Annotated in this window: 9 protein-coding genes; 7 read left to right on the forward strand and 2 right to left on the reverse strand. The window is 61.0% G+C overall.

The genetic code is table 11. The features are described 5' to 3' along the window. Window positions 1–97 precede the first annotated feature (97 nt). On the forward strand, window positions 98–505 hold the full coding sequence (locus tag D882_RS0114860; RefSeq protein WP_027923978.1) for a hypothetical protein: 408 nt from the start codon (window positions 98–100) through the stop codon (window positions 503–505). A gap of 6 nt (window positions 506–511) precedes the next feature. Here D882_RS0114860 and D882_RS0114865 read toward each other — a convergent pair whose 3' ends face one another. Both D882_RS0114865 and D882_RS0114870 read right to left on the reverse strand, forming a co-directional pair. Further along, window positions 512–1,501, reverse strand: a complete 990-nt coding sequence (locus D882_RS0114865) for a 2-hydroxyacid dehydrogenase (protein WP_027923979.1) — start codon at window positions 1,499–1,501, stop codon at window positions 512–514. Window positions 1,502–1,603: 102 nt separating this feature from the next. Continuing rightward, entirely contained in the window at window positions 1,604–4,360 is a 2,757-nt protein-coding gene (locus D882_RS0114870) for a response regulator (RefSeq protein ID WP_027923980.1), read from the reverse strand. A gap of 215 nt (window positions 4,361–4,575) precedes the next feature. Between D882_RS0114870 and D882_RS0114875 the strand changes: the two genes are divergently transcribed. The 6 genes from D882_RS0114875 to mazG all read left to right on the forward strand — a co-directional run bounded on the left by D882_RS0114875 (window position 4,576) and on the right by mazG (window position 12,497). Beyond that, window positions 4,576–5,298, forward strand: coding sequence for a response regulator transcription factor (locus tag D882_RS0114875; protein ID WP_027923981.1), 723 nt, complete (start codon window positions 4,576–4,578; stop codon window positions 5,296–5,298). Then, window positions 5,285–6,715, forward strand: coding sequence for a sensor histidine kinase (locus D882_RS0114880; RefSeq protein WP_027923982.1), 1,431 nt, complete (start codon window positions 5,285–5,287; stop codon window positions 6,713–6,715). Before D882_RS0114875 ends, D882_RS0114880 begins: the two co-directional genes overlap by 14 nt. 204 nt (window positions 6,716–6,919) lie before the next feature. After that, window positions 6,920–7,822 carry a cysteine synthase CysM gene (gene cysM, locus D882_RS0114885; protein ID WP_027923983.1) on the forward strand — a complete coding sequence of 301 codons (903 nt, stop codon included), beginning with the start codon at window positions 6,920–6,922 and terminating at the stop codon, window positions 7,820–7,822. Then, window positions 7,822–9,174 (forward strand): 23S rRNA (uracil(1939)-C(5))-methyltransferase RlmD, encoded by a 1,353-nt coding sequence (gene rlmD / locus D882_RS0114890; protein ID WP_027923984.1) that lies wholly within the window; start codon window positions 7,822–7,824, stop codon window positions 9,172–9,174. The genes cysM and rlmD overlap by 1 nt, the downstream gene beginning before the upstream one ends. Window positions 9,175–9,297: 123 nt before the next feature. Next, window positions 9,298–11,541 (forward strand): GTP diphosphokinase, encoded by a 2,244-nt coding sequence (gene relA / locus D882_RS0114895; RefSeq protein WP_027923985.1) that lies wholly within the window; start codon window positions 9,298–9,300, stop codon window positions 11,539–11,541. A gap of 122 nt (window positions 11,542–11,663) precedes the next feature. Then, on the forward strand, window positions 11,664–12,497 hold the full coding sequence (gene mazG / locus D882_RS0114900; protein WP_027923986.1) for a nucleoside triphosphate pyrophosphohydrolase: 834 nt from the start codon (window positions 11,664–11,666) through the stop codon (window positions 12,495–12,497). Window positions 12,498–12,512 lie beyond the last annotated feature (15 nt).

A 12,512-nucleotide genomic window follows, 5' to 3' on the forward strand; every position in this document is an offset into this window, starting at 1 on the left:
TGCACGCAGCATGGGGCGGGGAGATGACCTTCGATCAGGTTCAAAAAACCTGTCGACTCATGGCACACTGCCGCTTTTACACTTTTAGGGAACGGACATGGCGTTAATCGAATGTTATGAGTGCAAGCAAAGCATCAGCTCTACGGCGCCTGCTTGCATTCATTGCGGTGCACCGGCGGCAACGGTGCAAGCGGCCACTTCGACAGTAGCGCCCGTACAGGCACCGATTTCTTTCGGGCGTTTGCCGGAAGATGAGAAAGTGGCCCGGGTGACTCCAGCCGCGTTCGGACGCAAACGAAAAACCCAGGTGGAAGCCGACGTTTCAGCACCGGCTCCGACACCCACGCTGAACGGGACGCGACCGGTAGAACTCTGGCTGAAGCTGATGATTTTCTTCCTGCCGCCGTTTTTTGTCTGGTTCCTGCTGCGTCGCGGGCATTCCGTGGGGCAGCGCTTGCTCGGTTTCGGCTGGCTGGGCCTGATGATCCTGTTGTCCAAAGCCTGAGAAAAATCAGCCCTCGACCTGATTCTGCGGCGTTCCGGCGCCCCAGGCGACGATGTTCTGCAAGGTCGTCGCGGCAATCGCGCCCAGGGCTTCGCGGGTCAGGAAGGCCTGGTGCGCAGTGACGATCACATTCGGAAAGGTCAGCAGCCGCGCCAGCACATCATCCTGTAGCGGCAGGTCCGAGCGGTCCTCGAAAAACAGCTGCGCCTCTTCTTCATACACATCCAGCCCCAGATAACCCAATTGGCCGTCCTTCAAGGCGTCGATCAGCGCCGGGGTGTCCACCAGGCCGCCACGCCCGGTGTTGATCAGCATTGCGCCCGGTTGCATGTGCGCCAGTGATTCTCGGTTGATCAGGTGTTTGCTTTGCTCATTGAGTGGGCAATGCAGGCTGATGATCTGCGACTGCGCCAGCAGTTCCGGCAAACTCAGGTAGCGGGCGCCAAGGGCTTCGACCTGCGGATTGGGGAACGGGTCGTAGGCGAGTAACTGGCAGCCGAAACCGTTCATGATCTTGGCGAACGTTGCGCCGATCTGCCCGGTGCCGACCACGCCGACGGTCTTGCCCACCAGGTCGAAGCCGGTCAGCCCGTGCAGGCTGAAATCGCCTTCGCGGGTGCGGTTGTAGGCCCGGTGCAAGCGGCGGTTGAGCGCCAGGATCAACGCAACCGCGTGTTCAGCCACAGCGTGCGGGGAATAAGCCGGGACGCGCACGATTGCAAGGCCCAGACGTTTCGCCACCGCCAGGTCGACATGGTTGTAACCGGCCGAGCGCAGGGCAATCAGGCGCGTACCGCCCGCAGCAAGACGTTCCAGCACCGGGGCGCTGAGGTCGTCATTGATGAAGGCGCAGACCACCTCGTGATGTTCTGCCAGCGCCACGGTATCAAGGCTCAGCCGCGCCGATTGAAAGTGCAGTTCGATGCCGGCAGGCAGCTCGGCGCCCAGAAAACTGTCACGGTCGTAGGTCTGGCTGCTGAAAAGAATCGTGCGCATGAGTCCTCCATTTAACTCGGTCAAAGCTTTTATGTAGCAGCCTTCGGCAGCTGCTAACAAAGGCAGCTTAGCGCTGATGGTGGTCAGCGCCGTTGCGCTGCATCAAGCGTTGATGCGGGCATGCGCGGCCAGGCGATTGATCGCCCGGTCGAGGTCTTCCAGCGCGCCGGGGGCTTTCGGGTCCTGTTGCTTGAGCAGGGTTTCACTGCGTTGACAGGCCGCACGCAGTTGCGGGACGCCGCAATAACGGGTCGCCCCGTGCAAGCGGTGGACGCGTTCGATCAATGCATTCTGGTCATTGCTTTCCCGGGCGATGCGAATGGCTTCGCGGTCGGCTTCAAGCGAGGCCAGCAACATTGCCAGCATGTCTGCCGCCAGATCCGCCTTCCCCGCGGCCAGGCGTAAACCTTCTTCGGGGTCGAGCACCAGCAAATCATGCCCGCCACCGTGGCTTTCGTTGGCACGCTCCGGCCCATGGTTGCGCAACGCCAGACCTGTCCACTTCAGCACCACCTGCGCCAGTTGCCGCTCGCTGATGGGTTTGGTCAGGTAATCGTCCATGCCGCTTTGTAGCAGTGCGCGTTTTTCATTGGCCATGGCGTGAGCGGTGAGGGCAACGATCGGCAGCGGAGTGCAATGCCGCTCGCTTTCCCACTGGCGAATCGCTTCGGTGCTTTGACGCCCGTCCATGCCGGGCATTTGCACGTCCATCAATACCAGGTCGAAGGTTTCGTTCTGCACCGCTTTGACCGCCGCGTAACCGCTTTCAACTGCAAGCACCTTGGCACCCATGTCTTCGAGCAGGGTTTGCACCAGCAACAGGTTGGCCGGGTTGTCGTCGACGCACAGGACTTTCGGCGCACGACTGGAGACCGGTTCGCCGGGTTCGCTGCGCTGCTGGCGCGGGTTGACCAGATCGGACAAGGCCCGACGCAGTTTGCGCGTGCAGGCCGGTTTGGCCTGAAGTTGACTGTGCGGGTTCGGCACCGAGAGATGGAACAGCGTCTGCTCGGTGGTCGGGCACAGCACCAGGACTTTGCAGCCCAGGTGTTCGAGGTCCCAGATGTGCTGGTTGAGACGCTCGGGCGGCATGTCGTTGCTGGTGATGCCGAGCACCGCCAGGTCGATGGCCTGATCGGTCTGATGCGCGCCGGTCACGCCATTGGCCAGGCTTTCCAGGGTATTGAACGGCGTGACGCTCAGGCCGCAATCTTCCAGTTGATGCTGCAATGCCTGCCGCGCCAGTTCATGGTTTTCCAGCACCGCCACGCGGCGCCCGAGCAGGGGAGCGCTGGGCAGGTCTTCGGCGTCGTCGCGGGTCTTGGGCAGGCTCAGGCTGATCCAGAACTCCGAACCTTCGCCCGGCGTACTGTCGACGCCAATCTCGCCGCCCATCTGTTCAATCAGTCGCTTGGAAATCACCAGCCCCAGCCCGGTGCCGCCGGGTTGCCGAGACAACGAATTGTCGGCCTGGCTGAAAGCCTGGAACAGCGCGCGCACGTCCTGACTCGACAGGCCGATGCCCGTGTCCTGGATGCTGATGCGCAGTTGCACGCTGTCTTCGTGTTCTTCTTCGAGCATGGCACGGGCGACGATGGTGCCTTCGCGGGTGAACTTGATCGCGTTGCTGACCAGGTTGGTGAGGATCTGCTTGAGTCGCAGCGGATCGCCCACCAGCGACAACGGCGTGTCGCGATAGACCAGACTCACCAGTTCCAGCTGTTTTGCGTGGGCGGCGGGGGCGAGGATGGTCAGGGTGTCCTGCAGCAAGTCGCGCAGGTTGAACGGAATGTTGTCGAGCACCAGTTTGCCGGCCTCGATTTTCGAGAAGTCGAGGATCTCGTTGATGATCCCCAGCAAGCTGTCGGCGGACTTTTCGATGGTGCCCAGGTAGTCGAGCTGACGCGGCGTCAGCTCGCTTTTTTGCAGCAGGTGGGTGAAGCCGAGAATGCCGTTGAGCGGCGTGCGGATTTCATGGCTCATGTTGGCCAGGAACTCGGATTTGATCCGGCTCGCTTCCAGGGCTTCCTTGCGCGCCAGGTCCAGCTCGATGTTCTGGATCTCGATGGTTTCCAGATTCTGACGCACGTCTTCGGTGGCCTGATCGACACTGTGCTGCAATTCTTCCTGGGCGTTCTGCAGGGTGCCGGCCATGCGGTTGATGCCGGACGCCAGTTCATCCAGTTCCTGGCTGCCGAGGGGTGGCAGGCGGGTTTCCAGATGACCGTCCTTGAGTTGCGCCACCGCCAGTTTGATCTGGCTGATCGGCCGATTGATGGTCCGGCCCATGCGCAGGGCCAGCAGCGCCGCACCCGCCAGACCGGCAGCAATCATCATCAGGCTGGCAAACAGGCTGCGGTAACCGCGCAGCAACATGCCGCTGTGCGACAGCTCGAGTTCGACCCAGCCCAGCAGGCGGTCGGCTTCGTCGGGAATCAAGTCGCCGGCCAGGTTGCGGTGTTTGCCGAACACCGGCAGCAGGTAACGCGTCGCATCGTTGCCGCTGCGGCGCAACATCTTCGAACCGTCGCCCAGCGGCGGCGCCTGATTGAGCATGGTCGGGCCGGCGTGGGCTACCGGTGTGCGGTCGGGGGCGAGGAAGGTCACTGCGCGCACGTCGGCTGTTTCCAGCGACTGGGTGGCGATGCGTTCCAGCAGCTCATTGTCCTTGTGCGCCATGGCCGGGGCCACCAGCGGTGCCAGCTGCTCGGCGATCATTTCGCCGCGCTGCATCAGTTGGGATTGCAGGTCGGATTGCTGCATCCAGGTGAAATAGCCGCCCAGGACCAAGGCCATCAAAGTGGTCGGCAACAGGGTCAGCAACAGCACGCGGCCTTTAATTCCCAGTTTCTTGAGCACGCATCTCTCCTGCATCCAGCGATTGATTGACCTGCGGGTACATCCGGTACGCGCCACCCGGGCAGTGTAGCGATTTGCAGGCAGTCAATCTTCGTAAAATTGATGTCGTCATTCGTCGGCGGGCGGGCTGCTTTTGTGTCTTGGGCAAACCTTGGGTTGCCCATCGGCAGGCAATCTTTAATAATCGCTCAACTGAGAATTATTTGCAGATACTGATGACTCCCATCCCGATTGGCCATCCCCGAATCCTTTCCATCGAAGACGACCTCGTGCTCGGTGCCTATGTGCGCGAGCATTTGGGCCGTTGCGGTTTTCAGGTGACCTGGTGCCAGAACGGTCAGGAAGGCCTGGCCATCGCGCGCCAGCAAGCTTTCGATGTGGTGTTGATGGATATCCTGCTGCCGGGCCTGGACGGGCTCAATGTGTTGACGCAATTACGCCAGAGCCATGCCACGCCCGTGGTGCTGATGTCGGCATTGGGTGCCGAGGAGGATCGCATCAGCGGCTTTCGTCTGGGCGCCGATGACTACCTGCCAAAACCCTTCAGCATGGCCGAGTTGCGCGTGCGCATCGAAGCGATCCTGCGTCGGGTGGCGCTCGACCGTCGACCGGCGCCGCAGCCGTTGGCCTGCGAGGCGCACAGCCTGCGTTTTGACGATGAACTGTGTGAGGTTTTCCATGGCGAGCACGCCGCCGGCCTGACTCGCAGCGAATATCGGTTGTTGGAAACGCTCAACCGCAATGGCGATGAAGTGTTGAGCAAAGCCTTCCTGTATCAGCATGTGCTGCAACGGGGTTACGCCGCCCATGACCGCAGCCTCGACATGCACATCAGTCAGATCCGCCGCAAGCTCAAGGGTATCGGCTACACCGAGCGCGAAGTGCGTACGGTTTGGGGCAAGGGTTACGTCCTGAGTGCTGCCGATGAAATGGTCTGACCTGCCGGGACGTCACTCGCTGTTCTGGAAACTTGCCTGTTTGTTGGTAGCGTTTTGTCTGCTGATGATCTGGCTGAGCTGGTCGTGGGGGCGGTACATGGAGCAGAAAAACCTGTTCTTGTCCGAAGAGGCCCGGATCACGCTGACCCGCTACGCCGCCGAAGCCGAGCAAGCCTGGAATCAGCACCAGAGTGCAGGCGTCGACGTCTGGCTGCAGGGTATCGGCAAGCGCGAGACATCCTGGGTCGGTGTCATCGGCGCTGACTTGCAGTCGTTGAGCAGCTATCCACTGACGGATAAAGAAATTCAGCGCCTGACTTTTTTGCGGGGGCTGGATTGGCCAACGAGTCGCCACACCAGGGGCTTGCCATGGTTGAGAATCCCTTTTCCCAACGACCCGGCGGCCGGCAGCCTGGTGATCGAGTTGCCCCAACGTTTTGTACCGGGGCAATACCGGTTGATCTGGCGCGTGATCACCAACGGCATCATTCCGGGAATGTTCACACTGTTGTTGTGTGTCGGTCTGTATCGACTGCTGGTCGTGCCGTTGAACAGTCTTCGCGAACAGGCCAACGCCTGGCGCGCGGACCAATTGAACGTGCGCCTGTCGAGCAGCACCACCAATCGTTCGGATGAACTCGGCGAGCTGGGCAGGGCCTTCGACCACATGTCCGAGCGCCTGCAAAGCACCGTGGCCTTGCAGCAACAATTGCTGCGCGACCTGTCCCACGAACTGCGCACACCGTTGAGCCGCTTGCGGGTGGCCAGCGAAAGCGAGCAGGGGTTGACGGCGTTGCGCGAGCGTATCGGGCGGGAGGTCGATGGCATGCAGCGTCTGGTAGAGGACACGCTGCAACTGGCCTGGCTCGATACCGAGCGTGCGCCGTTGCCTGACGAAGCGATTCAGGTCCAGGCCTTGTGGGAAATGCTCACGGAAAATGCCTGCTATGAAAGCGGCTGGCCGGGCAGTCAATTGCGCTGCACGGTGGACTCGTCGTGCTGGGTGCGCGGCAACCTCAACACCCTGGCGCAGGCGCTGGAAAACATCCTGCGCAACGCCATTCGTCATTCGCCCAAGGGCGGTGTGGTGAGTCTGGGCGGGCAACGTGATGGCGATTTCTGGCATGTGTGGCTGGAAGATGAAGGCGGCGGGGTGGCAGAGACTGATCTTGAGCGGATCTTCTGCCCCTTCATTCGGCTCGACGGTTCGCGACCGGGGGATGGCGGGTTCGGGTTGGGGTTGAGCATTGCGAGGAATGCGGTGCGGCGTCAGGGTGGACAGTTGTGGGCTGAGAACACTGGGGGTGGGTTGCGGCTGAATATGCGGTTGGTGGCTGAAGTTGAGGGTGTGAGTGATGACGCCATCGCGGGCAAGCCCGCTCCCACACTGGATGTGTGTCACCCGTATATGGCGTGATCGTCCTCTAACCCTGTGGGAGCGGGCTTGCCCGCGATGAGGCCATCCCAGCCACCCGTCACAAATTAACCAGTCGGCATAAAGGAGTGACCAGAATTTCACTGCTTATTCCCATAAGCCATAAGCACCGCACTTTGCGTGATATGGCCTTCGAACGTTTGCCGGTATGATAGGCGCCCCCGCAGTCTGGATTGCGAATACGCCATGACCTTGCAGTACCCAACCATCGCCGATTGCGTCGGCAACACTCCGCTGGTCCGTTTGCAGCGCCTGCCCGGTGCCACCAGCAATACCCTTTTGCTCAAGCTCGAAGGGAATAACCCGGCGGGTTCGGTCAAGGACCGTCCGGCGCTGTCGATGATCACTCGCGCCGAGTTGCGCGGGCAGATCCACGTCGGCGATACGTTGATCGAAGCGACCTCGGGTAACACCGGTATTGCGTTGGCGATGGCCGCCGCGATCAAGGGTTACAAGATGATCCTGATCATGCCGGACAACTCCAGCGCCGAACGTAAAGCCGCGATGACGGCTTATGGTGCCGAGCTGATCCTGGTCACCCAGGAAGAAGGTATGGAAGGCGCCCGCGACCTCGCTCAGCGGATGGAAGCCGAAGGCCGTGGCAAGGTGCTGGACCAGTTCGCCAACGGGGATAACCCGCAAGCGCACTACACCACCACCGGCCCGGAAATCTGGCGTCAGACCGAGGGCTCCATCACCCATTTCGTCAGTTCGATGGGCACCACCGGTACCATCATGGGGGTCTCTCGCTATTTGAAAGAACAGAACGAAGGCGTGCAGATCATCGGCCTGCAACCGATGGAAGGCTCGGCGATTCCGGGCATCCGTCGCTGGCCGCAGGAATACCTGCCGAAGATTTATCAGGCGGATCGTGTCGACCGTATTGTCGACATGGCGCAAAGTGAAGCCGAGGACGTGACCCGTCGTCTGGCCCGCGAAGAAGGCATCTTCTGTGGCGTGTCTTCGGGCGGCGCCGTGGCGGCGATGCTGCGCCTGTCCAAAGAAGTTGAAAACGCGGTGATCGTCGCGATCATTTGCGACCGTGGCGACCGTTATTTGTCGACCGGCATTTTCGACGCGCCTAACTGATGGCCAAGCACGAGAGAGGCCTGCGCTTCCAACCCACGGGCGGCAGCAAGGCCCCACAAATCCCGACCGGCAAAAAGCAGCGCTTGAGCATCGAGCGCCTGGCCAATGACGGTCGCGGTATCGCTTTTTTTGAAGGTCGCACCTGGTTCGTCATCGGCGCATTGGCCGGTGAAGACGTCGAGGCGCGAGTATTGGGCGCCCACGGCAAAGTGGTCGAGGCGCGCACCGAGCGCGTGTTCCAGGCCAGCGAACTGCGTCGCCCGGCACCGTGCCCGCACGCCGGTCGCTGTGGCGGCTGCAGCGTGCAACATATGCCTCATTCTGAACAACTCGCCCTGAAACAACGCATGCTTGCCGAGCAACTGTCAAAGGTCGCCGGTGTCGAACCGCAAGAGTGGGCAGCGCCGTTGAGCGGTCCGGAATTCGGTTACCGTCGTCGCGCCCGCGTGGCGGTGCGTTGGGACATGAAAGCGAAAAAACTCGAGGTCGGTTTCCGCGCAGCGGGCAGTCAGGACATCGTCGCGATCAACGAATGCACGGTGCTGGTACAGCCCTTGCAACCGATCATGAGCGGCTTGCCGGAGATGCTCCGTCGCTTGAGCAAACCTCAAGCGCTGGGGCATGTGGAGTTGTTCAGCGGTTCGTCATTGGCCGTGTTGCTGCGGCACATGGCGCCGTTGTCTGACGCCGACATGGCCATCCTCAAGGATTTCTGCGCCGTCCATGAAGCCCAATTGTGGCTGCATGGGGACGGTGAACCGCAACCGGTCGAGGCCAATGCGTCGCTGGGTTATCGCCTGGAGCAGTGGGACCTGGAACTGGCCTACCGGCCGGGGGATTTCATTCAGGTCAATGCCGGGGTCAACGAAGCGATGATTGCCCAGGCGTTGGACTGGCTGAAACCGCAAGCGGATGAGCGGGTTCTGGATTTGTTTTGTGGCTTGGGTAACTTTGCATTGCCGCTGGCCAAGGCCGTTCGCGAAGTGGTCGCGGTGGAAGGTGTGCAGGCCATGGTCGAGCGCGCCGCTGCGAACGCGGCTAGTAATAATCTGCATAACGCGAAGTTTTTTCAGGCCGATTTATCCCAGCCTTTGTCCGACGCCGAATGGGCGCGCGAAGGCTTTTGTGCGGTACTCTTGGACCCACCGCGTGATGGTGCTTTCGAGGCCGTGCGCAAGCTGGCGTCCTTGGGCGCCAAGCGGTTGGTGTACGTGTCGTGCAACCCGGCAACGCTGGCGCGCGACACGGTTGAATTGATCAAGCAGGGCTACCGGTTAAAACGTGCCGGGATTCTCGATATGTTTCCTCAAACGGCACATGTCGAGGCCATGGCGTTATTTGAAGCGAGCTAGGACGGCTCGTCTGGTCCGACTGTCCCGCCCGTGCAGCGCTCGCATGAGCCCCGCGAGCGCAAGCGGGCAACGAAGGTCAGCGATTTGACGCATTGAATCTGCGTCGTAGGGAAGGTAAGCAAGATGGTACAGGTGAGAGCACACCAGCCGATCAATACAGACGGCAGTATCAATCTCGAGGCTTGGCTCGATCATGCGGTCAGTGTCGATCCGGCACTGGATCGCGAAGCCTTGAAGGAAGCGTGCGAGTTCGCTCGTACGTCTGAACAGCAGGCCAATGCGGCGAAGAATCTCTGGTCCGAAGGGACGTCGAGTTTCCGCACGGGCCTTGAGATCGCCGAGATTCTCGCCGACCTCAAACTCGATCAGGATTCACTGGTCGCCGCGATCTTGTACCGTGGCGTGCGCGAAGGGCAGATTCTGTTGCCTGCGATCAGCCAGCGCTTCGGCCCGGTGGTGGCCAAGCTTATCGACGGCGTGCAGCGCATGGCGGCGATCAGCGACAGCCTGAGCCCGCGTAAATCCCTGGTGCTGGGCACTCAGGGCCAGGTCGAAAACCTGCGCAAAATGCTGGTCGCCATGGTCGACGACGTTCGCGTCGCGCTGATCAAACTGGCTGAACGCACCTGCGCGATTCGAGCGGTGAAAACCGCTGACGACGAAAAACGCAATCGCGTCGCCCGTGAAGTCTTCGACATCTATGCGCCTCTCGCGCACCGTCTCGGTATCGGTCACATCAAGTGGGAACTGGAGGATTTGTCCTTCCGTTACCTTGAGCCTGACCAGTACAAACAGATCGCCAAATTGCTGCATGAACGGCGTCTGGATCGCGAACGTTTCATCGCTGACGTGATGAGCCAGCTGAAGAATGAATTGCAGGCCACCGGCGTCGATGCCGACATCAGCGGCCGGGCCAAACACATCTACTCGATCTGGCGCAAAATGCAGCGCAAGGGTCTGGAATTCAGCCAGATCTACGACGTGCGCGCCGTTCGCGTGCTGGTGCCGGAAATGCGCGATTGTTACACCGCGCTCGGCATTGTCCACACCCTGTGGCGGCACATTCCCAAAGAATTCGACGACTACATCGCCAACCCGAAAGAGAACGGCTACCGCTCGCTGCACACCGCGGTGATCGGCCCCGAGGGCAAGGTGCTGGAAGTGCAGATCCGCACCCACGCCATGCACGAGGAAGCCGAGCTGGGCGTGTGTGCGCACTGGCGCTACAAGGGCACCGACGTCAAATCCGGCTCCAACCACTACGAAGAGAAAATCTCCTGGCTGCGTCAGGTCCTCGAGTGGCACGAAGAGCTGGGCGATATCGGCGGCCTGGCGGAACAGTTGCGGGTCGATATCGAGCCGGACCGGGTCTACATCTTCACCCCGGACGGTCACGCCATCGACCTGCCCAAAGGCGCGACGCCGCTGGACTTTGCGTACCGCGTGCACACCGAAATCGGCCATAACTGCCGTGGCGCGAAGATCAACGGCCGGATCGTGCCGCTCAACTACAGCCTGCAAACCGGTGAACAGGTCGAGATCATCACCAGCAAGCACGGCACCCCGAGCCGCGACTGGCTGAACCCGAACCTGGGTTACATCACCACCTCGCGGGCACGGGCGAAGATTGTCCACTGGTTCAAGTTGCAGGCGCGTGACCAGAACGTCGCGGCCGGTAAAACCCTGCTTGAGCGCGAACTCAATCGTCTGGGCCTGCCGGCGGTGGACTTCGACAAGCTGGCCGACAAGGCCAACATGAAGACCGCCGAGGACATGTTCGCGGCCTTGGGCGCCGGAGATCTGCGCCTGGCGCAACTGGTGAACCTGGCGCAGCAACTGGTCGAGCCGGAACGCGGCAACGAGCAGCTGGAGCTGATCCCGCGCAAAGCCACCGGCTACAAACCGGGCAAGCGTGGCGACATTCAGATCCAGGGTGTCGGCAATCTGATGACGCAAATGGCCGGCTGCTGCCAGCCGTTGCCGGGGGATGCCATCGTCGGCTACATCACCCAGGGCCGCGGCGTGAGCATTCACCGCCAGGACTGCGCCTCGGTGCTGCAACTGGGCGGGCGCGAGCCTGAGCGGATCATCCAGGTCAGCTGGGGTCCGGTGCCGGTGCTCACTTACCCGGTGGACATCGTCATCCGCGCCTACGACCGCTCCGGCTTGCTGCGTGACGTGTCGCAGGTGCTGCTCAACGAGCGGATCAACGTGCTGGCGGTCAACACCCGCTCGAACAAAGAGGACAACACCGCGTTGATGTCCCTGACCATCGAGATTCCGGGGCTGGATGCGCTGGGGCGGTTGCTGGGACGGATTTCCCAGTTGCCGAACATCATCGAAACCCGCCGTAACCGTACTCCTTGAGATGATCAATGTAGGAGTGAGCCTGCTCGCGATAGCGGTGTATCCGTCACGATTAATGCCGACTGACACGCCCCCATCGCGAGCAGGCTCACTCCTGCAAGGGTTTGTGTAGAGACTGATTGATGTATTCACTCGAAGACTTATTGCACTTGATGAACCGTCTGCGCGACCCGCAGTTCGGTTGCCCGTGGGACATCAAGCAAACCTACGCCACCATCGTCCCGCACACCCTTGAGGAAGCCTATGAAGTCGCTGACGCCATCGAGCGCGGCGACTTCGATCATTTGCAGGGCGAGTTGGGGGATTTGCTGTTTCAGGTGGTTTATTACAGCCAGCTGGCCCGGGAAGAAGGGCGCTTCGAGTTTGACGGTGTGATCGACAGCATCACCCGCAAGCTGATCCGTCGCCATCCTCATGTGTTCCCCACCGGTGATCTGTACGCGCCCATGGACATCCCGCGCCTGAGTGAAGAACAGGTCAAGCAGCGCTGGGAAGAGATCAAGGCCGAGGAGCGCGCCGAGAAGTCTGCCGCGCCGCAACAACTGTCCTTGCTCGACGATGTGCCTGCTGCGCTGCCGGCGTTGTCTCGTTCGGCCAAGTTGCAGAAGCGCGCCGGGCAGGTCGGTTTCGACTGGCCGGACGCCTTGCCGGTGCTGGACAAGGTTCGTGAAGAGCTTGATGAAGTGCTCGAAGCGATGGCCGACAATGACTCGGCGGCGATTGCCGATGAAGTCGGTGATCTGCTGTTTTCCGTGGTCAATCTGGCGCGTCATCTCAAGGTTGATCCGGAAACCGCGCTGCGTGGCGCCAACAGCAAATTCGAAAGACGCTTCCGTTTTATCGAACAGGCATTGCGCGACACCCACCGTCCCATAGAAGATTGCACCCTCGAAGAGTTGGACGCCTTGTGGGGCGAAGCCAAACGTCAGGAAAAGAATTTGACCAGCTGCGGTTGAGCAGTTGCCTAAGTG

It is taken from the genome of Pseudomonas sp. URMO17WK12:I12 (genome assembly GCF_000514395.1).
Classification (GTDB): Bacteria; Pseudomonadota; Gammaproteobacteria; order Pseudomonadales; family Pseudomonadaceae; genus Aquipseudomonas; species Aquipseudomonas mucoides.